Genomic DNA, 22,405 nt, shown 5'->3' with positions numbered 1-22,405 from the left:
GCCGAATTCGACGGTGACAGACCCCGGTGGCCCAGCGCAGTCGCCGAACTCGCGATTCAGGACCGCGGCAGCCGCAACTCGACACGGAACCCGCCGTCGGCGCTGCGACCGCTGAGCAACCGTCCCTGCAAGAGTTCGGCTCGCTCGGCCAGGCCGAGCAGGCCGTGGCCCGATCCCGGCAGGGGCAGAGCAGCACGGGTGGGCGGTGTGTTCGTGATGGTCACGCCCAGTTCCTCGGAATCCGACCACAGCCGGATGGTCGCGGTGGCTCCCGGGGCGTGCTTGCGGGCATTGGTCAGCGCCTCCTGGACCGTTCGGTAGATCGCGCGCTGGGCCGCACCGGTGACGTCGGCGGGCAGGGCGCCCTCGAATTCCACTGTGATGCCACTGGAATCGATGAGGGTGCGCAGATCCGCCAGGGTCGGCTGGGGTGTGAGTTCGGTGCCGCTGCCACCCGAGGCCCGCAGCAGCGTCACCAGATGCCGCAATTCCTCCAGGGTGGTGACGCTCAAACCCCGGATCGTGCGCGCCGCCTCCTTGGTGTCGGCGTCGGGGGCCGCGACCATCAACGCCCCCGCGCGCACCGCGATCAGACTGACCTGATGGGAGACGACATCGTGCATCTCCCGCCCGATCTGCGCGCGCTCGCGGGCCAGCACCGCCTGCGCGTGCAACCGGCGCTCGTGATCACGCGCCTGCTCGATCTCGACCAGCCGCCCGGCGAGTTCGTCACGGGTGCGCACCAATTGGCCGAACAGCACCGGCGCGGCCGCCCACCCCACCACATACGCGGCCGACACCACGGCGTCGCCGCGTGACACCTGCTCCATGAACGGGAACGTCGCCGCGGCGGCCACCGCGGTCACGATCGCACACGTCACGGGCACCCGACGATCCGCCGACTGCTTGGCCACGGTGTACAGGGCGATGGCGGGCGCGACCGAGAGATCGGTCAGCGCCGCCGCGGGCAACGTCAGCACGAACACCGCCAGCGGCCATCTGCGCCGCACCAGCAGTGCGGCACAGGCGATCACGGCCATGACCACGTCCTCGGGCGCGCTGTGATCACTGGCCAGCCAGGCGTCCAGCACCGCGAACACCACCGCTGCGATATCGATCACCCACGTCGGCGGCCGAACATGCGAGGTCATCGATCCCGCTTCCGCGCGGTGAGCAGCCCCGCCCGCTGTGCCACCAACGCGGCCTGTACCCGGCTGCCCACGCGCAGCTTGGTCAGGATCGCGCTGACATGGTCCTTGATCGTTCCGACGCTCAGGAAGATGCGCTGCCCGATCTCGGCGTTCGACAGCCCCTCGGCCAGCAGCACCAGCACCTCACGCTCCCGGTCGGTCAACGCGCCGACCCGCGCGACCTCGGCATCGGTGGCGGCCACCCGGCCCAGCGCGTTGTCCGCGTGCAACAGTGTCGCGGCCGCCTTCGGCGACATCACCACGCCCCCGGCCGCCAGCGTGCGTACCAGCTGCGCCAGTTGCTCGGGTTCGGTGTCCTTGAGCAGGAATCCCGCTGCGCCCGAACGCAAAGCGGTGACAATGTACTCATCGGTGTCGAAGGTCGTCAGCATCGCCACCACCGGCGGTTCGGGCATGGCCCGGACCTGCCGCAGCACCGTCAACCCGTCCACGTCGGGCATGCGGATATCCAGCAGCACCACATCCGGACGCCGCTCGGCGATAAGCTCGACCGCCCCGCCACCCGAGCTCGTGCCCACCACCTCGACATCGGGCGAAGCCCCCAGAATGAGCTCGAACCCCGAGCGCACCAACGCCTCGTCATCGACGATCACCACTCGAATCACGAAAAGACCCGCTTCGCTGTCGTTCCCGATGTGCTCATCGTGTGCTCGATTGGACACGACGGTACCGGGTCGGCAGCAATACACTCGGAGACCTCCACGTCACGACGGTAGGTTCACACGGACCGACGAGCCACCCACCGACCGGCCGGAATCACACCGTCCACCGACTGCTCCGGGATCGCCGAACTCTCCACCCGCCTGGGCTTTTCCCGAACCCAGCGCCTTCACCCGGGCCTTCCGCCGCTGTACCGGCACACCCCGCACCACTACCGCGCGACCGCCACGCACAACGCCCGTGTCGATTGAGTCGATCGACTCTGTCAACGGGGGTGTCGGTTTCGGGGTCAGATTACCTTGCCTCGAACCTTGCACTCACCTATGGAGAGTGCTAAATAATATCTATGTCAGATGACAGAGGTTATCTGATCACCCTTCGATCGAGAATGGAGTGAGTTGGAGGTGGCGACCATGCTGATGCGCACCGATCCCTTCCGTGACCTGGATCGTTTGACTCAGCAGGTGTTCGGCACACCGGCACGTCCGGTGGTGATGCCGATGGACGCCTGGCGCGAGGGCGACGAGTTCTTCGTGGAATTCGATCTGCCCGGCATCGACCCGGACTCCCTCGACCTGGACGTGGAACGCAATGTGATCACCGTGCGGGCCTCGCGTCCGGAACTGGACCAGAGTCGGTCGATGATCGCGGCCGAACGCACCCGCGGCGAGTTCAGTCGCCAGTTGTTCCTGGGCGAGAACCTCGATACCGAGCAGATCCGCGCCGACTACACCGACGGGGTGTTGCGTCTGACCATCCCCGTCGCCGAGCAGGCCAAACCCCGCAAGATCGAGGTCGCCCGCCATAACGGCAAGCACCAGGCCATTACCGCCTGACCCGACCCGTCGTCTCCCTGACCCGGAAGTCGGAGAAAGCGAGGTGATGCCTGTCGAAACACAGCGTTTTCCAGTGAGCTTTGGATCCCTTCCATGCGACGGGTGGGCCCGTTCAGCGGCGGGCTTGCGGGCCCACCCGGCCCTTTCATCGATACCCATCGACGCATCCGTGTCTGTCACGTTCGAGGAAGGAGGCGATTCGCCATGATCACCAGCTTTCCCAACGGCAGCGACCTCGACCGCGCCGAACAGGACATCCTCGTCTACGACGCCGACCACGACATCGGGCTGGACACCACCGCGCTGGACCCACCGACCGAACGACTACGCCCCGTACTCGACACCGCCGACCTCGCCGACCGTATCGACCAAGCCTGGATCACACCCACCCGTGAGGACGATGATGACGATTGCTTCGCAGGTTGACCCCGTGCACACCGAACCCGCGACCCAACCGCCCCGCTGGCGCACCGCACGCGTCGCCTGGTTCGACGCCGCCAAGGGATTCGGATTCCTCACCCCCACAACGGGACCCGCGGTATTCGTCGACTACAGCGTGATCGACACCCCCGGCTTCAAAACCCTCACCGCGGGCCAGCCGGTGGTCTTCACCGCCACCGACACTCCGCGCGGACCCGAGGCAACCCGCGTAATCGCCTACCGCCCCAACGATAAGACCGGCCAAGGCCGCCGCGGCGCCGAACGCGCACCACGAATGCCGCACCGCTGCATGGCCCGCGCCGCGTGACATTTCACGAACACCGAAACGGAAAGACCCCGTGACCATCGCCATCCCTGAAACCGACAGCCGCACAACGGTACCCAGCGAAGACAGCGAATCCGACCCCCAGGTGGTGCACTGGCCCGAACCCAGCCCACTCCACCCCTGGTGGGAGACGATCATGCAACCCGCCATGCCCGCCAACCCCGCAACCCCCCGCTCCCCCGACCCGCGCCACCCCCGCGCCGCAACCCCCATCTACCCAGAATCCGCCCCGCGAGAAGCGCCGCCTACGCCTGACCGCCCCCGCACCGCAGGTCCCCACCTGCGGTGCGGTTTTGGCGTGCCGAGATCACAGACATTGCGTGCCATCGGCGTGACGTAATTCTGTTTTCAGCGAAGTCGCCCCAGTGATTACGTCATTCGACGCTCGCGACGGCAGTCGGCCGGTCCATAGCGTCTGATGACATGAACATCAGCAGACGATTCTTCGGCGGAGCGATTGTGGCGGGTGTGGCGGCGGCATCGTTGACCGCGTGCGGCGCGGATACGAGCGGTGCTCCAGCGGCCGTGACCACCGCGCCGCCCGGCGCGGCGCTACGAGCGGGGTCAGGGGCGAACACCACGCTGGGCCCGATCAAGAAGATCGACGCGGGCGTCCTCAATGTCGCCTATGCCGAATTCGGGCCGAGCAGCGGGCAGCCGGTGATCCTGTTGCACGGCTGGCCCTATGACGCCTACAGCTACGCCGATGTCGGGCCGATACTGGCCGCGTCCGGATATCACGTGTTCGTCCCGTTCCTGCGCGGCTACGGTGAAACCCGTTTCCTGTCACCGCAGACCGTCCGTAACGGACAGCAGGCCGCCATCGCCCGCGACATCGTCGACTTCATGGACGCCCTGCACATCGACAAGGCGGTACTCGGCGGATTCGACTGGGGCGCACGCACGGTCGACATCATCGCCGCCCTGTGGCCGCAGCGCGTCAAGGCCATGGTCGCGGTGAGCGGCTACATCATCACCCAGCAGGCCGCCCAGCAGCAGCCACTGCCACCCGAGGCCGAACTGGGCTGGTGGTACCAGTACTACTTCGCCACCGAGCGTGGCCGTCTCGGCTACGACCGCAACCGGCACGACTTCAACAAGCTGATCTGGAAACGCGCCTCTCCCGCATGGAATTTCGACGATGCCACCTACGAGCGCAGCGCCGTCGCCTTCGACAATCCCGACCAGGTCGACATTGTCATCTCCAATTACCGGTGGCGCTTGAGCCTGGCTCCGGGCGAGCCGCAATACGACGCCTACGAGCAGCAGCTGGCCACCGGCCCGGCGATCTCGGTGCCCGCCATCACGATCGGCAGCGATTTCGACGGCGCGGCCAAGGACGGAAAGGCCTACCGCGGCAAGTTCACCGGGAAGTATGAACACCGCGTCCTCGACGGCATCGGACACAATGTGCCGCAGGAGGCCCCACAGCCCTTCGCCCAGGCCATCATCGACGCCGACCATCTCTGATCCACCCGATGACCGCCGGTCCCCGCGGGTGGCCGGGACCGGCGGTCGGCCGACTACAAGGCTCCCCGCTGCTGGAAACCGCCGTCGGACGCGAGTTCGATGACCGTGTCGATGCCGATCCGGTTCAGGAACGGATAGTCGTGGCTGACGACCAAGAGCGCACCACGGTAATCGCCGAGGGCCTCGACCAGTTGGTCCACGCTGCCGATATCGAGGTTGTTCGTCGGCTCGTCCAGAATCAGCAATTGCGCTGGCGGATCGGCGAACAGCAAGCGCGCCAGGGAAACTCGGAAGCGCTCACCTCCCGACAAGGAAGAGACCGGCCGTTCGACGCTGCTACCGCGCAGCAGCAGCCGGGCCAGCTGATTGCGGATCGTCGCCGGTGCGGTGTCCGGTGCCACCTCGTGAACGTTCTCGAGCGCGCCGACGCGCTCGTTCAGGCCGTCCAACCGCTGCGGTAGATATCCGACCCGATCGGTGAACAGCTCTGCGCGCTCCGGGGTTCGGCCATAGATCAGATTCTCGATCAAGGTCGATTTCCCGGCTCCGTTGCGGCCGATCAGCGCGACCCGCTCCGGCCCCTGGATGACGACACTGCGAACACCATCGCGTAGTTCCGCGATCCGGCGGCTGCGCGGCACATTCGGGTCGGGCAGGTTCAGGTGAATGTGCTCGTCTTGCCGGACCCGGCTCGATGCGGCGTCCAGTACCTCCTGTGCGGCACGGACTTTCGCGTCGAGCGTGGTCCGCATGGCTCCGGCGGAGCCTTGCGCCCTACTGGCCCGGTTGCCCGCGAGAATCCGCGGAATTCCGCCGTCGCGCTGCGTGGCGCGGGCGGTGCGCTCGCGCCTGGCGAGTTTGATCTCGGCCTCGACGCGCTGTCGCTTCTCGACCTTCAGCGCCTGCTCGGCGGTGCGCGCGGCTTGCGCGGCCGCGGCCTGTTCCTGGTCGAGGTGCTGTTTCCACGCGCTGTAGGGCCCGCCGAACACGTCCAACGTCCCGCCGTGCAGTTCCGCGGTGGAGTCCATGTGTTCGAGCAGTTCGAGATCATGACTCACCACCACCAGGGTGCCGGGCCAGGACTCCACGAATTCCGCCAGCTTGGTGCGTGTTTCACGGTCGAGGTTGTTGGTCGGCTCATCGAGCAAGGTGATCGGCGTGCGCCGCAGACGCAGCCCGGTGACCGCGATCAGCACGGCTTCACCACCGGAGACCTCCCCCACCGTCCGGCCCAGATCCGCCGCACCGAAACCGATTTCGTGCAGCGCCTCCTCGGTGCGGGCCTCGATGTCCCAGTCGTCGCCGATCGTCTCGAAATGCACCTCCTCGGTGTCACCGGATTCGATCGCGCGCAGGGCCGCGAGTTTGTCTGCGATGCCGAGCAATTCGGCGATCGTGGCATCGCGGCCGAGGGTGAGCGTCTGGGGTAGGTAACCGACTTCCCCGGTGGTTTCGATCCGTCCGCTCGTCGGTGTCAGGATTCCGGCGATCAACCGCAACAGGGTGGATTTGCCGGAGCCATTGCGTCCCACCAGGCCGGTGCGCCCGGTGGTGATGGTCCCGTCGAGCCGAGCGAGCGCGACGGTTCCGTCGGGCCATTCGAAGGACAGGTTGTGCAGGGTGATCGCAGATTGCATGGATGTGGACATGGGTCGTCGACTCTTTCCTGCTCGCGAACGAGCGGCCGCGTGATTTCCGAAGACAGCGGGAGCAGGCGAAGGCGAGAAGAGCGCGAAAAGGCCTCGGACCGTTTGCGATACGGGACCCCGAGTGAATGTGTACTCCGAGTGAATGTGTGAGGACAGCGCCGCCTTCGACCGGGCGGCTAGAGTCTGTCGACTTCCTCGATGAGCACGCAATCACCCTACCAGCGGGTCTCGGACGGTAACTCGTCGACCGGCCACAGCGGATGCTCCCGGGCTGCCCACGCTCGGGAGACGAAACCGGTGCGCATTCCGCGCCGTGCCTCCGGGTCCTGGAACGCTTTTCGGATGTGGCCCGCCAGGACGACCGCGATCGCCCAGGCGAGGACGTCGTGCACGAAGATCGCGCTGGTGCGGGAAATGCTCGGGAGCAGGTGGGTGAACCACATCAGCAGGCCCGTGCCGATCATCACCAGGACGGCTCCGGCGATCCAACCCGCGTAGAGCTTTTGGCCGACGTTGAACTTGCCCGCGGGCCGGTTCAGGCGGCGGAGATCCGCGCGGAAAGCCGGAGAGAACAGGCCCAGCAGCAGCGGCGTGGGCAAGAGCAGACCCGACCACTCGTGAATGGTCACCACCGTGTCGCGTCGCCCCACCAGCTGAGCCAATGGCGCGAAATACAGGCAGGCCGCGGCCGTCACGCACAACAGCATCAGGACTCCGGTGGCAGCGTGGACCAGTCGTTCGCCGGTGGTGAAGCGCCGCACCCGCGGTTCACTCGGCGCCATCGAGCCATCCGTCGACGTCGTACCCGCGCACCTCCCAGTAGCCGGGGATGACCCGGTCGGTGACCGATATTCCGGACAACCATTTCGCGGACTTGTAGAAGTACATGGGCGCGACGTAGAGCCGCACCGGACCCCCGTGCTCGTGCGTGATCGGCGCATCCTGCATGCGCAGGGCCACCAGTACGTCGGCGCGGCGGGCTTGGTCCAGTGTGAGGCTCTCGGTGTATGCGCCGTCGAAACAGCTCCCATCGCATGCTCGATATCAGTTGCTGAAGCCGCCGCCGCAGACGAGGGTCTGGCCGCTGATGAAGTCGGATTCGGGAATGCAGAGCAGGTAGACGGCACCTGCCGCTTCGATCGGGGTTCCGGCGCGACCGAGCGGGATCATCCGTTCCATGGCCGCGAACCGGTCCTGGTCCGCGCCGACCTTGACCTTGCGGCCCTCGATGTCGATGGTGCCGTCGCCGGCCGTCGATGCCTCGGTGAGCCGGGTCCTGATGAGGCCGAATGCCACGGAATTGACCGTGACGTTGTAGCGCCCCCACTCCTTGGCGGCGGTCTTGGTCAGGCCAGTGATGCCTGCCTTCGCCGCCGAGTAATTGGCCTGCCCCACATTGCCTCCCGTCCCGACGACCGAGGAAATGTTCACGACCTTGCGACACGGAACCGGCTCCCCCGCTTCCTCGGCCCGCCTCACCTGGGCCGCGATCACCGGCTGGGCGGCCCGCAGAATCCGGAACGGGGCCGTGAGGTGCACATCGAGGATCGCGTTCCACTGTTCGTCGGTCATCCGCTGAATCACCGAATTCCAGGTGTAGCCAGCGTTGTTCACGATGATGTCGAGCCCGCCGAAAGCGTCGACGGCGGTCCGCACGAAGCGTTCCGCGAAACCGACCTCGGTGATATTGCCCGCGCATTCGACGGCCCTTCCGCCCCCGGCCTCGATCGCCGCGACGGTCTCCCCGGCCGGTCCGGCGTCGAGATCGTTGACCACGACCGCCGCACCTTCGGAAGCGAGTTTCCGTGCGATCTCACGGCCGATGCCGCGGCCCGCGCCGGAAACAATGGCGACCTTGCCGTGCAGTGTTCCCATGGAGCTCAATACCTTTCAGCATTCGACGACGACGATCAGTGGGCCGAGTTCGAGGCGGCCCGCTCGATCACCGCGGCCACCTGATCGGGATGCGAGACGGCGACCGAGTGCGAGGCGGCGATCTCGGTGACCTGTGCATGCGCCCGTTCGGCCATGAAACGCTGTGCGGCGACCGGAATATTGAGGTCCTGGGTGGTGACCACGTCCCAGCTGGGCTTGTCGGTCCACGCGGCCACGGTCGCCTTCTCCTCGAGGGCGGCCTGCAGGATCGGACGCTGCGCGGCGGCCTCCAGCGCCGCGCGGTCGGCGGGGACATCGGCGGCGAACTGATCGTGGAACTTGTCCTGCTTGATGTACAGATCCGTTCCGGTACCGCCGTCGGCGTTGGTGAACGGCACCGGGTCGAGCGTGCCCGGAAGGGTGGATCCGGGGAACTTGTTGGTCAGCTCCAGGGCGGACTCACCCACGGCGGGCAGAAACGCCGCCACGTAAACCAATGCCTTCACTTGATCACTGCCCGCCGCGGCGGTGCTGATGACCGATCCGCCATAGGAGTGCCCGACCAGGACCACGGGCCCGTTGATGTGGCTGATCAGTCCGCGCAGCGTGGTGGCGTCGGACGCGGGTCCGCGCAGCGGATTCGCCGCCGCGACAACGGGATACCCGTCCTTGCGCAACTTGTCGACCACGTCGTTCCAGCTCGACCCGTCGGCGAAGGCCCCGTGCACCAGCACCACGGTCGGCTTGGGCGCGTCCTCGGTCGGCCCGGCGTGGGTGGTGGTGCTCGCGGTGCACGCGACGGCGAGACTACCGGCCGCCACCGCCGCCGTGACCGCGGCCACGGCCCGGCCCGCGCGCTGGAAACGGGAACGTCGAATGTCGTTCATGTGATTGTCCTTTCGTGCTTGTGGAGACAGCACAAAAGTAGGAATTCACCGGCGGCGATCGCGAGCGTCGAATGACGTAATCACCGGCGACAGCGGCGAATTGGATACACGGGCGGCATTACGTCGATATCAGCGTCACATGACCGATGCCCCCGGCACCTGCTCGGAACCAGACTTCGAACCAACATCCACTTCGACACCGAACAGGAATCGCCATGGCCAAGCTGACAGTGGGTCGCGAGAACAGCGACACCATCGACATCTACTACGAAGATCACGGCAGCGGCCGACCGGTCGTGCTCATCCACGGGTATCCCCTCAACGGCGCCTCGTGGGAGAAGCAGCAGCGGGTATTGCTCGAGGCCGGATACCGGGTGATCACCTACGACCGCCGCGGTTTCGGCAAATCCAGCCACCCGACCGTCGGCTACGACTACGACACCTTCACCAATGACCTGTACGCCCTGATCGAGCATCTGGACCTGACCGATGCCATTCTGGTCGGATTCTCCATGGGGACCGGCGAGGTGACCCGGTACCTGGGTCAGTACGGCTCGGCGCGCATCGCGAAAGCCGTTCTGATGGGCTCGGTTCCGCCGTATCTGCGCAAGGCCGACGACAACCCCGAAGGGGTCGATCCGGCGGTGTTCGACGGCATCAAGGCCGCTATCCTCGCCGACCGACCCGCCTACTTCAAAGACTTCCTCGACAACTTCTACAACGTCGACGTGCTCGGCGGCACCCGCATCAGCGAACAGGCCTGGCAGAACAGCTTCAATGTCGCCGTGTCCGGCTCGACCCACGCCGCCTACGCCTGCGTCGACACCTGGCTAACCGACTTCCGCGACGATCTGCCCTCGATCGATGTCCCGGTGCTGCTGATCCACGGCGACGACGACCGCATCCTGCCGTACTCCGCCACCGCGGCCCGGCTCCCCGACCTGGTCAAGGACCTGACCGTGGTCACCGTCGAGGGCGGCCCGCACAACATCGCCTGGACCCACCCCGAGATCGTCAATCCGGCACTGCTCGACTTCCTCGCGAACGACGGCGACACGAACGCACGCTGACCGCCGCACCAATTCGCCCTCGGGCCGCAGGAGCGGCCCGAGGGCGAAAGTCGTCTGTTGTGAGCTATCGGCCCGAGGCGGCGACGAAGGCTGCGACCGACTCCGCGAAAAGGTCCCCTTCCTCCAAATGCCCGAAGTGCCCACTGTGTTCGAGGATCACCAGGCGCGACCCCGGGATCAGTTTGTGGAGTTCCTCGGCCCAACGGACACCGCAGATCACATCGAAGCGGCCGCCCACGATCAAAACCGGTACCCGCAGTTCGGGCAGCGCGATGCGATCGTCGATGGGGTCGGGGGCACCGGATTCGTCCAGTCCAGAGATAAAGGTCGCCTGAGTGGCGTTCTGGAACTCGAGCCACGGGCTCGGGTCGGCCCAGTACGACGCGACATACGCCGGAATGATCCCCCGGGCCACCCGGACCATCGTCTCGTCGTCGGCGATGGTGGGGAGTTCGGCGAACGTCTTCATGACGCCGGGCAGCAACGGATGCCCGGCGTATCGCTCCGCGAGCTCGCCGACCTTGCGCTGGAGTTCGGCGCCGAATTCGGGGCCGGTGCTCGGCGCACTCTCGTACAGGATGACCCCGGCCAGCTGGTCGGGACGGTGAATCGCGTGGTACTGCGCGACGAACCCCCCGTACGAATGTCCGAGCAGGTGAACACGGGAGAACGGGAGATGGTCGATCAGCGCGGCCAGGTGCCGGCTGTACAGCTCCCTGGTGTAGCCGTTCGGGTGTGTGGCCAGCCTGCCGGAATCACCGGTGCCGGCGGGCTCCAGATAGACCATCGTCAGCCGCTGTTCCAGTGCCGCGGAACGCAGGTAGTTCCAGTGGATTCCGGGTCCGCCCGGATGGGCTACACACACCGGTCCGGTGCCGTGAACGTGGTAGCGCAGGGTGATGCCGTCGACGTCGAGGGTGCGCGAACCTTCGGCCAGTGCGTCGAAGGCTGAGGGGTTTGCCATGAGTTCGTCCGATCGTGATGGTGGCCGGTGGGTCCGGACACCCGTCGAGCCTCGCGTCCCGGACCGACCTACCGAATCAGTCAGATGACGCTGAATTCGGGCCAGTGCCGGACCCGTGCCCTGGCCCGGGAGACCAGGGTTCGACGCGGGGGCGATCGGGCGTTGATTCGGAGACCGTGGACGAGGGATGCCGTCGGGCGTCCGTCGCTACGAAGGAGCTGGAAGTGGTGGACCTGCACGGTCGCGCCCACGAACAGGCCGTGCTCGACCGCCTGTTGGTCGACGTGCGTTGCGGATACAGCCGTGCGCTGGTGTTGCGCGGGGATTCGGGCATCGGCAAGACCGCGCTGCTGTCGTATCTCGCCGAGCAAGTCCCGGCGGGTCATGTCGTCTCCACGGTCGGAGTCGAGAGCGAGTCGGAGATCACCTACTCGTCGCTGCAACAGATCTGCTCGCCACTGCTGGGCTATGTGGACCGATTGCCGACGGTCCAACGAGCCGCCCTGACAACGGCTTTGGGGCTCAGCGGCGGCGAATCGCCCGGACACCTGCCGACCGGACTCGGTGTACTGGGTCTGCTCGCCGAGGCCGCGGTCGACGAACCGCTGGTCTGTGTGGTGGACGACGTGCAGTGGATCGACCGGATGTCCGCGGCCATTCTCGCGTTCGTCGCCCGCCGACTGGACACCGAATCGGTGGCCCTGGTCTTCGCCATATCCAGCTTCGCCTCCGGGGTGGCACCTCCCAACGCCGAGTTCCTGTCCGGGCTGCCGGAGCTGGTGGTGGGCGCGGCAACCCGTTGGCGCTGATGGTGCTGGCAGCGCGAAACCGGTGAACACGTTCGTAGATAGGGAGAGGGCCTGTCGAATGGAATTGGGAAATACGACGATGGTCGGACGAGAGGCCGAGCGGGCAGCACTACTGGCCTTCGTCTCGTCCGCTCCGGGCCGAGCCCTCATCCTGAGAGGCGACGCCGGGATCGGCAAGAGTTCGCTGCTGAACCATGCGGCCGCGACAGCCGAGCAGGCGAGCCTCACCGTCATCCGGGCCGCCGGGGTCGAAGCCGAATCGCAGCTGCCCTACGCGGGGCTGCATCAGATCCTGCATCCGCTGCTCACCGAGATCGGGGGGCTGGACGACGGGAGCCGGGCGGTCCTCGACGCCGTCTTCGGTGTAGCGCAGAGCAATCCGCCGTCGGTCATGACGCTCGGCATCGCGGTCCTCGCCCTTCTTTCCCGAGCCAGCGCACGCCAGCCGATGCTGCTGATCCTCGACGACGGCCAGTGGCTCGACGATTTCAGCGCCGACGTCTGCGGTTTCGTGGGCCGACGCCTGGCCGGCAGCTCGGTGAAGCTGCTCGTCGCGATCCGCACCGATATCGGGTCGCGCTTCGACACCGCCGCCCTGCCCGAACTACCGATCGCCGCGCTCTCCGACGCCGACGCGGCACACTTGCTCGATCGGCGATACCCGAACCTGGACAAGTACATTCGCCGCACGGTGTTGGAGCAGGCACAGGGCAATCCCCTGGCGCTGGTGGAGATGCCCGCCTATCTGGCCGACCGGTCGGGCGAGCCGCCGTCGGACGATTTCGGCCCGCACCATGGGTCGTTGCCGCGTCGGCTCGAGCGCCTGTTCGGCGCGCGGATCGCCGCCCTCGACGCGGGCGTGCGGAACGAGCTGCTGATGGGCGCCCTCGACGGCGCCGGGACCCGCTCCGACTCCGACGCGATCACCGGTATCCGCTACCGAATGCGCGATGTCGACCAGGCCGTGGCCGCCGGGCTGCTGGACATCGATTCGGCCACCGGTGAATTCGTCTTCCGGCACCCGCTCGTGCGTTCCACGATCGTGCAACTCGCCACCCCCAACCAGCGCCGCGCCATGCACCGGACGCTGGCACAGATCCATCAGGGGAATCTCGAACGCCGGGCATCGCATCTGGCCGCGGCGACCGTCGATCCCGACGAGAAGGTCGCCGGTGTGCTCGAGGCGGCAGCCGAGTCGGCGACCCGCCGCGGGGGCGCCCTGGCGGCCGTGACCTGGCTGACCCGTGCGGCCGAGCTGAGCGAGAACCACGGCGAACGGTCACGGCGATTGGCCGACGCCGCGTTCGTGGCGAGTCACGCGGCCCGCCTCGGCCAGGCCGACCGCATCGTCCGCTCCGACCTCACACCCGGCGCGACGGAATCGCCGACCTCGGTGCTGGCCTACGCCTACCAGGCGCTGTACCAGGACGGGGATGTCCGCTCCACCCACCGACAGGTCTCCGCCGCGATCGTCAAGCTGCGCGACGCCGGAACGGGCGACTCCGGTGAGGTCCGGACCCGGTTGGTGATCCTGCTGCTGGCCATCAGTCAGTACGCCGGAGACCCGGCGATGTGGGAGCGCACGCACGAACTGCTCGCTTCGATGGGCGATTCCATCACCATCCCCGAGCGGATGTTCAGCGCCGTCTGGAGCGATGTGACCCGCCACGGAGCGGACTGGGTGGGACCGGTGGAACAGGCCACCGCGAACCTCCCGGACCTGGAACCGTGGGAAGTCGGCCGCCTCGCCGTGGCGGCCTATCACCTCGACATCCTGAACCAATACCGTCCGTACCTGCAGCACATCGTCGATCGGGAGTTGCGGACGGGAGCGGTGGCCAGCGGCATGATCATGCTGCACCTGGTGATGCTCGACCAGATGTCCGGCGGCGAATGGAACGCGGCGGAGGACACCGGGCGGCGGGTGCTGGACCTGGCGAAGGAACACGGACACGACCTGTTCGCCGCACAGACCCGCGCCTATCTGGCCCAGCTCGCGGCGCTGCGCGGAAACCCTGCGCGGGCACGCGATCTGCAAGCGGAGGCGGACGCCTGGGCGCGCCCCCGCGGACTCGGATTCATCACCCAGGTCGCCGATTCCGCGGGCACGATCGCCGGACTGAGCACCGGAGACTACGAGGCCGCGTACCTGTATGCCATCGGCATCACCTCCCCGGGAACGTTGCGGCCCTACGCCTATCAGGCCTCGCGGACGGTCCTGGATCTGGTCGAGGCCGCCCACCACACCGGCCGCGTCGACGAGGCCCGCGCGCATGCCCTGGCCGCGCGCGATGCCGGGCTGCCGGACATCTCGCCGCGCCTGGCGCTGATCACCTACGGTGCCCTGGCGATGACGGCCGAGAGCGAGCGCGAGGCCGAGGAGATGTTCGCTCGGGCGCAATCGCACCCCGATGCCGAGCGATTTCCCTTCGAGCTGGCCCGAATCCGGCTGGCGCACGGGATCCGGGTGCGCCACGTCCGAGGCAGAGCAGCGGCTCGGCACTGTCTGGCTTCGGCATTGGAGACGTTCGAGCGGCTCGGCGCGGCGGGCTGGGTGGAGCGCGCGCGAGCCGAGGTGCGCGCCACGGGCACGCCGACGCGCGCGTCGACCCTGAATCTGGCGGCGTTGACCTTGCAGGAACGCCGGATCGCCGACTTGGCCGCCGCGGGACTGACGAACAAGGAGATCGGAAAGCGGATGCATCTGTCCTCACGCACGGTCAGCTCGCACCTGTACCGGATCTTTCCGAAGCTCGGCATCACGACCCGGGCGGCTCTTCGCGACGCGTTGACCCGGACGGCCGAGGTCTGACGCCCGCCCTCATCCGGTCACTGCCGCAATGTCATTCGCGATCAGCCAGGTCAGGACGTAGTCGGCGACCGAACGCCAGCCGCTGTCGAAGGCGAGCGAATGGCCTCGATCGGCGAACTGCTTGAGAGTGGTCACGGCTGGGGAATCGCCGTAGAGCTTGTACACCGCGCGGGTGACCGCGTCCGGGACCGTCCGGTCCTCCTGGCCGGAGATGAGCAGCAGCGGTCCTCGCTCGCGGTTCGCGGTGTTCACCATGGTGGGATCGAGTCCGAGATCCGAAAGCAGCCGGGCCGGTATCGGGAAGGCGAACCGCTCGAAGAGTCGCCCGGCTTCCTCGTCGTCGACCGCATTGGCGACCGTGTTCCGGAAGTGCGCGCGAAACAGCAGTCCTGAATGTTGTTGCCCCGCTGCGAGATCGCATGTGTCGCCCATCGGTATCCCATTGACGGGCCACGGTGCGAGGGCGACCGCGGCACGGCCGAGGCCGACTCCGAGAAGTCGCTGGGCGATCAGACCGCCAACCGAGTGCCCCACGAGGACCGGCGGGTCCTCGTACGAACGGACGATCCTCTCGTAGTGAGCAAGGAGCGCTCCGAGCCCGAGGTTGTCCAGCGGGCCCGGGTTGTCGCGGACTCGGGCGGCGGTAGCGGCTTCGCCGGGCCAGCCCGGGACCCTGGCCGCGAAGCCGTGTGAGGTGAACTTCTCCACCCAGCCGTCCCATGACGACATGTGGAAACATGCACCGTGGATGAGGACTACATGGGTTTGATTCACGGACCGACCTTCCGGTGACAAACGGCGACCCCGCCGCTGGCGTAGTGGCATTCCGTCCAGGATCACCGAGTCGCGATTCGACGAAAACCGTCGAATGACTTAAGAAGTGACTCTCGAACATGCGCTTTTCCCACCCGCTGAAGGATCGTGATGTTGTTTGGCCGACGCGCCGAGTGCGCGAGACTGGACGCCCTACTGAAGGCGGCCCGAGACGGTAACAGCGCCGCGCTGATCCTGCTGGGCGAGGCCGGCGTCGGGAAAACCGCGTTGCTCGACTACGCGCTGCGCGCCGGTGCCGATGTTCGGATCCTGCGAGTCGCCGGGGTCGAGTCCGAGATGGAGCTGCCGTACGCGGCCCTGCACCAGTTGTGTATGCCGCTGCTGGACCTGGTCGACCAACTGCCGACGCCCCAGTCCGAGGCGCTGGCAACCACTTTCGGCTTGCGAGTCGGCGAGGCGCCCACCCCGTTCCTCGTCGGGCTCGGCGTGCTCAACCTGCTCGCGGAGTCGGCACGGGAGCAGCCGCTGCTGTGCGTGGTCGACGACGCGCAGTGGCTCGACGACGCGTCGGCGCAGGTGGTCGCCTTCGTGGCGCGTCGACTGCGAGCCGAGTCGACCCTCATGCTGATCGCGAGCCGAGAGCCGCTTCCGAGCATGCGCGGCCTGACCGAACTGACGGTCCGGGGCCTGGGCGCGGATGACGCTCTGCAAGTGTTGAATTCGGCGTTGCGCTGGCCGCTCGACGGCGGCGCTCGCGCCGCGATCCTCGCGGAGGCCCGGGGTAATCCCCTGGCGCTGCTCGAGCTCGCGCACGCCTCGCCCGACCGACTCGCGGGCGGTTTCGGCCTGTTCGCCGCTTCCGCGCTGTCGGGACGGATCGAAGCGAGCTTCCGGAATCGGATCGCCGAGCTGCCCGCCGACGCTCGGGAGCTGCTCCTGCTCGCGGCCGCCGACTCGACGGGCGATCCGGTGCTGATCTGGCGAGCGGCGGCGGCCCTCGGGCTGAGCCCACGGGCGGGGGACGCCGCCGAAAAGGCAGAGCTCCTGACCGTCGGAGTCCGGATCACGTTTCGCCATCCTCTGGTGCGCTCCGCCGTCTATCACGCCGCCGCCGCGGCCGCGCGGCGTCGAATCCACCGGGCCCTCGCCGAGGCGACGCCACGGGAGAGCGATCCGGACCGCCGGGCATGGCATCTCGCCCATGCCGCCGAGCACCCCGACGAGACGGTGGCCACCGAGTTGGAGGCCTCGGCGGACCGTGCCCTGGCCCGCGGCGGACTGGCCGCCGCGGCCGCGTTTCGCGAGCACGCGGCCGCATTGACGGCGGACCCGGCACTGCGCGCGCAGCGTGAACTCGCCGCGGCCAGAGACAAGTACCAGGCCGGTGCCCCGCAGGAGGCCCGAATCCTGCTCGACAAGGCGGAATCCGGCCCGCAGGACGAACTGCGCGCGGCCCATATCGGTCAACTGCGGGGGCTGCTGGCTTTCGCCGCCGGAGACACCACCCGGGCCGCGGCGCTGCTGCTGGAAACGGCACGGCGCTTCGAACGGCTCGACCCGGTCCTGTCCCGAGAGACGTACCTGGAAACGTTCGGCTACGCGCTGTTGACCGGGCGGTACGCCGACACCGCGACGGTGGCGCAAGTGGCCGCCGCGGCGGCGACCGCGCCTCGACCGTCCGGACCGCCTGGCGCGCAAGACCTTCTGCTCGACGCGTACGCGGTGCTGTTCACCGAAGGCCATGCCAAGGGAACCCCGCTGGTACGACAGGCGCTGGACGCGTTTCGCCGCGACGAACTACCGGGCGAGAAGGCGACGCGCTGGCTCATCGTCGCCGCGCACGGCTCGTACGAGATGTGGGATGACGCGGCCTGGGAAGCCATTGCCGAGCGGAACGTCCAGCACACCCGGGAGACAGGCGCGCTGACGATGTTGCCGGTGGTGATGACGCAGCGGATCGCCGCGCATCTGCACGCGGGCCAGTTCCGAGCAGCGGCCGACTTGCTCGCCGAGTCCGAAATCGTCGCCGAGGCAACCGGAATCTCGCGTCCCGCCTACGACACCGCGGCGGTAGCCGCGTGGCATGGTCGAGCCGATGCCCTCGACCTGATCACGGCTGCCGGACGAACCGCGGCCGAGCACGGCGAAGGCCTCGGATACACCCTGGTCAACTACACGAACGCGGTGCTGCAGAACAGCCTCGGCCGCTTCGCCGAGGCGAAGGACGCGGCCGTGCGGGCGACCGCTGATCCACGGGAAACAGCCTTCGCGGCTTGGGCTCTCGGTGAACTCGTCGAGGCGGCGGTCCGCTGCGGCGACCGGGACTTGGCGGAGCAGGCGATGGATCGACTGGCCACGACCACCACGCCCAGTGGGACCGATTGGGGCCTGGGTATAGAGGCCCGTTGCCGCGCCCTCCTCGCCGACGGTCCCGCGGCCGAGCGGCTCTATCGCGAGGCGATCGAACGACTCGAGCGCAGTCGTGGCGTGGTGGCGCTGGCCAGAACACATTTGCTCTATGGCGAGTGGCTGCGCGGGCAGGGTACCGACGCCGAAGCCCGCCGTCAGCTGAGCACAGCGTATGCGATGTTCGCGGAGATCGGTGCGGAAGCATTCGCGGCACGCGCACGCCTCGAACTCGCGGCCTGTGGTGTTTCGGTGTCGCGAACCTCCACGCGGCCCACGGCCGAGCTCACCGAGCAGGAACGCCGAATCGCCGAGCGCGCATGCGCCGGACGGTCGAATGCCGAGATCGGTGCGGAGCTGTTCCTCAGCGCGAGAACGATCGAATGGCACCTGCGCAAGGTGTTCACCAAACTCGGAATCGGTTCTCGTCGAGAGCTACCCGCGGTGCTCAGCTAGGCAGAGCGCCTTCGAGCTCACGCCGGGAGGAGACTCCCAACTTGGTGAATACCTTGCGCAGGTGCCACTCGACCGTGCGGGGACTGATGAACAGCTCGGCTCCGATCTCCGCGTTCGCGTGTCCCGCGGCTGCGAGCCGAGCGATCTGCGCCTCTTGGGGAGTGAGCAGCGGTGCGTCGACCGTCCGTTTGCGAACGGTCTCACCGGTGGCCAGCAACTCCCGTCGAGCGCGTTCCGCGAACGCCTCCATGTCCATGGTCACGAATGCCTCGTGCGCGGACCGGAGTTCGGTGCGGGCCTGCGCTCGTCGGTTCCGGCGACGCAGCCATTCACCGAGGAGGAGTCGCGTCCTGGCTTCGAGGACGCCGAGCCCACCGTGGCCGAAATGGTCGATGGCCTCGCGATAGCGTGCTTCGGTGCGCTCGGTCGCGCCCGCGGCTCCGGATTCGTCGGTGAGCGCCTCGGCAAGCGCGCGTGCGCCTTTCGCCCAGGGGGTCTCCGTCTCGGCCCACTCCGCCAGCAGCTCGCGAGCCTCGGCCGCGATGGCGTGCTCCCCGACGCGGGCCGCCGCCTCGACCAGCTCGCACAACGCCCAATGGTGCAGGGCGAAGTCCCGGAATTGGAGCGCGGACCGCGCGGCTTCCAGTGCGGCGGAATAGTTTCCGAGGCCGTTGTGCAGAACCGCGCGGGCACATCCGGCGACGCCGAGCAGTCGACCAAGCCCGCGTTGTCGACCATCGCGTTCCATCATCTCGATCGCGCTCAGCGCCTGTCGCTCACGTCCCCGGTACGCGCCGAGCATGGCCGGAGTGACGGTGGACGCGCTCGTTCGCATGGATTCCTCCGCGGCCGCCGCCTCGGCCAGCAAGTCCCGGGTCGCGGCGAAGCGGCCCGCGTGGATCAGGGCGATGATGCGATAGGTCAGCGAGGTCGGGATGAGCGACAACGTTCCGGTCGTTCGGGCGGTGGTGGCGGCACGCTCGGTGATGTCGAGACAGGTCTGGAGGTCGCCCAACTCCACCGCGGCGGCGACCGCGAGCCACAACACCCCGGCTTCGCCGTCGGCGACGTACCCGTCCAAGGCCTGCCGGAGAAAGGGAGCCGCGGCGGCCGAGCCATCGGTGGACCAGGTGACGAACGCGCGCAAGAAGGCCGCCGCCTGGTCGTCGCCGGGTGGCAGAGCGCGGGCCGTCTCCACCGTCAGACGCAGACCGTCCGGTTCGATTCGACCGGTCCACATGGCCGCGCCGAGCGCGGACAGGCATATCTCACGCGCGGAAGCCGGAGCGACATCCTGGATCTGGGCGGTCGCGGCAAGCAGCGACCGCACCGCACCGAGACCCGGTTTGGCCATGTACGACGCCAGTGCTCGCAGCCGCGTGGCCTCGGCCTGACGCAGCCGGTCCAGCGGGCTCAGCTCGGCGGCGGCCAGGAGATCGGGTACTTGGGAAGGCACGCCCGCCGCGAGGTAGGTCGCGGCGGCCGCCAGCGCACGACGCGCCCGCTCGTCCCGGTCGGGGCTCAACGCCGCGGCGCGTTCCAGAAAGCTCGCGGCGGCCGCCCGCCCGCCGCGGGCCAGGGCACGGTCGGCCGACCGCTCGAGCGCGGCGGCGACTTGCGCATCCGGCCCAACCGCGGCGTGGGCCTGATGCCAGGCGCGCCGGTCCGGATCGCGTTCCGCGTCGGTGGCCTCGGCCAGCGCCCGGTGCGCGGCGCGCAGCGTAGCGGCATCGGCGCCGCGCCACAGGGCCGAGCGCACCAGCGGATGGCGGAACCGCACGGGGGCGGACAGGGTGATCAGGTCGGCGGCCTCGGCCGGTGCCGCGGCTTCGAGTCCGATACCGAGCAGGCCCAGGGCACGCCACAGCAGCGGGCCGTCGCCGACCGGCTCGACGGCCGCGACCAGCAACAAGGTGCGGGTGTCGGGCGGCAGTGCGTCGATCCGCCGACGGAAGCCGTCCTCGACCCGCGTCGCCAGGGGCGCGCCGCCGGGACCGCCGAAGCCGAAGGCCAGCTCGGTCGGCGATAGGCCACGCGGAAGTTCCAGCAGCGCAAGCGGATTCCCGCCGGTCTCGGCGACGATCCGGTCCCGTACCCGAGCATCGATCGGTCCGGGCAGCACACTGTCCAGCAGTGCCCGGGCGTCGGCGTCGGCGAGACCGCGGACCGGAAGATCAGGCAGACCGGAAAACCCTTCATCCGCCGCCGCATCGGTTGCGCGCACGGCGAAAACCATTGCCACCGACTCGGTGTCGAGCCGCCGCGCGACGAACGCCAGGATCCGGTGCGACATCAGATCCAGCCATTGCGCGTCGTCGATCAGACACAGCAGCGGAACGTCGGACGCGGCCTCGGCGAGCAAACCGAGGACGGCCATCCCGACCAACAGCATCTCGGGTGGATTCCCAGCGCTCAGGCCGAAGGCGACCCGCAACGCATCCTGGTGAACCTGCGGCAGGCGGTCGAGGTGTCCGAGCAGTGGGGCGCACAGGCGTTGCAGGGCCGAATACGCGAAGTCGGCTTCCGCTTCGACTCCGACCGTGCGAACCGTCTGCATGTCGGCCGCGTGCGCGGCCAGGTGATCGAGCAGCGCCGACTTTCCCACACCGGCGTCACCGCGCAGCACCAGTACCGCGCTGCGACCGTCGCGCACCTCGCGCAGGAGCCGGTCCAGCGCGTCCAGCTCCCGAAACCGGCCGATCAGCTGGTGTCTCACGTCCTGCTGCATGTCACCCCCGGTGGAAGTTCCTCCCGGAGGAGCTTCGCCCATCCTACGAACTGCCGGAAGCCAGGTTGTCCAACCGTTCGCCGGGTGCCGTGGTGACTCAGCGCCAGATGACTGATGTGCGAGGGGCGCGATCGCGGCGACAGTGGTCCCGCTGGGTTATCGGCACACTTCGAAAGGGACCGAATATGTCTCGTACATGGATGATCACCGGCGCCTCGCGAGGCTTCGGTCGGCGCTTGGCGGAAGCGGTTCTGGCCGGCGGGGACCAGGTGCTCGCCACGGCGCGGCGACCGGAACAGCTGGCCGACCTGGTCTCTCGTTACGGACCACAGGTTCGTACCGCGGCGCTGGACGTCACCGACGCGGAGGCCGCCCGGGCCGCGGTGGACTGCGCGGTGGCGGCGTTCGGGCGACTGGATGTGGTGGTGAACAACGCCGGATACGCCAATAGCGCCCCCATCGAGGAGATGTCCGAGAAGGACTTCCGCGAGCAGTTCGAGGCGAACTTCTTCGGCGTCGCCAAGGTCACCCGGGCGGCGCTGCCGGTGCTGCGCAAGCAGCGGTCGGGAACCTTCGTCCAGTTCTCGTCCCTGGGCGGCCGCGTCGGTGGCACCCCGGGAATGGGCGCCTACCAGAGCGCGAAGTTCGCCGTCGAGGGCTACTCGGAGGTGCTCGCCAGTGAGGTGGCCCCGTTCGGGGTGAAGGTCATCATTGTCGAGCCCGGCGCGTTCCGAACCGACTGGCAGGGCTCGTCCATGGAACTGCATCCGGTGGGGCCCGACTACGAGGACACCGTCGGTGCCATGAACCGGTACCGACAGCGCAACAACGGCACGCAGCCCGGCGATCCGGCCCGTGCCGCCCGGGTGATCATCGACGTTGTCGGACAAGACGATCCGCCACGTCGGCTGCTGCTCGGCGCCCAGGCGGTAACGGCGGCCCTGAAGGCCGGCATCGACCGCGCCGAGGAGACCCGGAAGTGGGCCGAGGCCAGCGCCGCCGCCGACTTTCCGCCGGGTGAATAACGGCATC

At 68.1% G+C, this 22,405-nt stretch carries 17 protein-coding genes and 2 pseudogenes; 9 read left to right on the top strand and 10 right to left on the bottom strand.

All coding sequences use genetic code 11. From position 1 onward, the window contains the following. Positions 1 to 56: 56 nt before the first annotated feature. Together VMT65_RS05330 and VMT65_RS05325 are read right to left on the bottom strand one after the other, a co-directional pair. Positions 57 to 1,151, bottom strand: coding sequence for a sensor histidine kinase (locus VMT65_RS05330; RefSeq protein WP_326306772.1), 1,095 nt, complete (start codon positions 1,149 to 1,151; stop codon positions 57 to 59). Continuing rightward, positions 1,148 to 1,873: a response regulator transcription factor gene (locus tag VMT65_RS05325; protein ID WP_326306771.1), complete on the bottom strand. Its 726-nt coding sequence runs from the start codon at positions 1,871 to 1,873 to the stop codon at positions 1,148 to 1,150. The genes VMT65_RS05330 and VMT65_RS05325 overlap by 4 nt, the downstream gene beginning before the upstream one ends. 411 nt (positions 1,874 to 2,284) lie before the next feature. On the opposite strand from VMT65_RS05325, the gene VMT65_RS05320 reads away from it, so the two are divergent. The 4 genes and pseudogenes from VMT65_RS05320 to VMT65_RS05305 all read left to right on the top strand — a co-directional run bounded on the left by VMT65_RS05320 (position 2,285) and on the right by VMT65_RS05305 (position 4,943). After that, the gene (locus tag VMT65_RS05320) at positions 2,285 to 2,707 is read left to right on the top strand and encodes an Hsp20/alpha crystallin family protein (protein WP_326306770.1); all 423 of its coding nucleotides are present in this window, start codon (positions 2,285 to 2,287) and stop codon (positions 2,705 to 2,707) included. Positions 2,708 to 2,911: 204 nt separating this feature from the next. Beyond that, positions 2,912 to 3,133: a hypothetical protein gene (locus tag VMT65_RS05315; protein WP_326306769.1), complete on the top strand. Its 222-nt coding sequence runs from the start codon at positions 2,912 to 2,914 to the stop codon at positions 3,131 to 3,133. A 4-nt stretch (positions 3,134 to 3,137) separates the two neighbouring features. Continuing rightward, a pseudogene (locus tag VMT65_RS05310) lies at positions 3,138 to 3,359 on the top strand (cold-shock protein); the annotation flags it as partial. 537 nt (positions 3,360 to 3,896) lie between these two features. Next, positions 3,897 to 4,943, top strand: a complete 1,047-nt coding sequence (locus VMT65_RS05305) for an alpha/beta fold hydrolase (protein WP_326306768.1) — start codon at positions 3,897 to 3,899, stop codon at positions 4,941 to 4,943. 53 nt (positions 4,944 to 4,996) lie between these two features. Here VMT65_RS05305 and VMT65_RS05300 read toward each other — a convergent pair whose 3' ends face one another. The 5 genes and pseudogenes from VMT65_RS05300 to VMT65_RS05280 form a co-directional block, all read right to left on the bottom strand. After that, entirely contained in the window at positions 4,997 to 6,592 is a 1,596-nt protein-coding gene (locus VMT65_RS05300) for an ABC-F family ATP-binding cassette domain-containing protein (RefSeq protein ID WP_326306767.1), read from the bottom strand. A 215-nt stretch (positions 6,593 to 6,807) separates the two neighbouring features. Then, positions 6,808 to 7,374: a cytochrome b/b6 domain-containing protein gene (locus VMT65_RS05295; protein ID WP_326306766.1), complete on the bottom strand. Its 567-nt coding sequence runs from the start codon at positions 7,372 to 7,374 to the stop codon at positions 6,808 to 6,810. Then, positions 7,361 to 7,597: pseudogene (locus tag VMT65_RS05290) on the bottom strand (molybdopterin-dependent oxidoreductase); the annotation flags it as partial. The gene VMT65_RS05295 and the pseudogene VMT65_RS05290, both read right to left, overlap by 14 nt. Before the next feature lie 39 nt (positions 7,598 to 7,636). After that, positions 7,637 to 8,467 carry an SDR family NAD(P)-dependent oxidoreductase gene (locus VMT65_RS05285; RefSeq protein WP_326306765.1) on the bottom strand — a complete coding sequence of 277 codons (831 nt, stop codon included), beginning with the start codon at positions 8,465 to 8,467 and terminating at the stop codon, positions 7,637 to 7,639. 35 nt (positions 8,468 to 8,502) lie between these two features. Next, complete coding sequence (locus VMT65_RS05280) at positions 8,503 to 9,354, bottom strand: alpha/beta fold hydrolase (RefSeq protein WP_326306764.1); 852 nt, start codon at positions 9,352 to 9,354, stop codon at positions 8,503 to 8,505. A 215-nt stretch (positions 9,355 to 9,569) separates the two neighbouring features. Here VMT65_RS05280 and VMT65_RS05275 point away from each other — a divergent pair, with 215 nt between their 5' ends. Next, entirely contained in the window at positions 9,570 to 10,424 is an 855-nt protein-coding gene (locus VMT65_RS05275; RefSeq protein WP_326306763.1) for an alpha/beta fold hydrolase, read from the top strand. A gap of 64 nt (positions 10,425 to 10,488) precedes the next feature. On the opposite strand, the gene VMT65_RS05270 is transcribed toward VMT65_RS05275, so the two are convergent. Beyond that, a complete protein-coding gene (locus VMT65_RS05270) occupies positions 10,489 to 11,388 on the bottom strand; it encodes an alpha/beta fold hydrolase (RefSeq protein ID WP_326306762.1) in 900 nt (299 codons plus the stop codon). Between the two features lie 224 nt (positions 11,389 to 11,612). On the opposite strand from VMT65_RS05270, the gene VMT65_RS05265 reads away from it, so the two are divergent. Next, on the top strand, positions 11,613 to 12,197 hold the full coding sequence (locus tag VMT65_RS05265) for an ATP-binding protein (protein ID WP_326306761.1): 585 nt from the start codon (positions 11,613 to 11,615) through the stop codon (positions 12,195 to 12,197). 79 nt (positions 12,198 to 12,276) lie between these two features. Continuing rightward, positions 12,277 to 15,009, top strand: a complete 2,733-nt coding sequence (locus VMT65_RS05260; RefSeq protein ID WP_326306760.1) for a helix-turn-helix transcriptional regulator — start codon at positions 12,277 to 12,279, stop codon at positions 15,007 to 15,009. Positions 15,010 to 15,018: 9 nt separating this feature from the next. Here the strand turns inward: VMT65_RS05260 and VMT65_RS05255 are convergent, their stop codons facing one another. After that, the gene (locus tag VMT65_RS05255; RefSeq protein WP_326306759.1) at positions 15,019 to 15,834 is read right to left on the bottom strand and encodes an alpha/beta hydrolase; all 816 of its coding nucleotides are present in this window, start codon (positions 15,832 to 15,834) and stop codon (positions 15,019 to 15,021) included. A 99-nt stretch (positions 15,835 to 15,933) separates the two neighbouring features. Between VMT65_RS05255 and VMT65_RS05250 the strand changes: the two genes are divergently transcribed. Then, on the top strand, positions 15,934 to 18,645 hold the full coding sequence (locus VMT65_RS05250) for an AAA family ATPase (protein WP_326306758.1): 2,712 nt from the start codon (positions 15,934 to 15,936) through the stop codon (positions 18,643 to 18,645). Here VMT65_RS05250 and VMT65_RS05245 read toward each other — a convergent pair. Next, positions 18,638 to 21,373 carry an ATP-binding protein gene (locus tag VMT65_RS05245; RefSeq protein ID WP_326306757.1) on the bottom strand — a complete coding sequence of 912 codons (2,736 nt, stop codon included), beginning with the start codon at positions 21,371 to 21,373 and terminating at the stop codon, positions 18,638 to 18,640. The genes VMT65_RS05250 and VMT65_RS05245 overlap by 8 nt on opposite strands. 185 nt (positions 21,374 to 21,558) lie before the next feature. On the opposite strand from VMT65_RS05245, the gene VMT65_RS05240 reads away from it, so the two are divergent. After that, positions 21,559 to 22,398 (top strand): oxidoreductase, encoded by an 840-nt coding sequence (locus tag VMT65_RS05240; RefSeq protein ID WP_326306756.1) that lies wholly within the window; start codon positions 21,559 to 21,561, stop codon positions 22,396 to 22,398. The last annotated feature ends 7 nt before the right edge of the window (positions 22,399 to 22,405 follow it).

The organism is Nocardia sp. CDC153 (genome assembly GCF_035818515.1).
Lineage (GTDB): Bacteria > Actinomycetota > Actinomycetes > Mycobacteriales > Mycobacteriaceae > Nocardia.
Note: the sequence above shows the minus strand (reverse complement) of the source record. Positions and strands in the feature narration are given on the sequence as shown.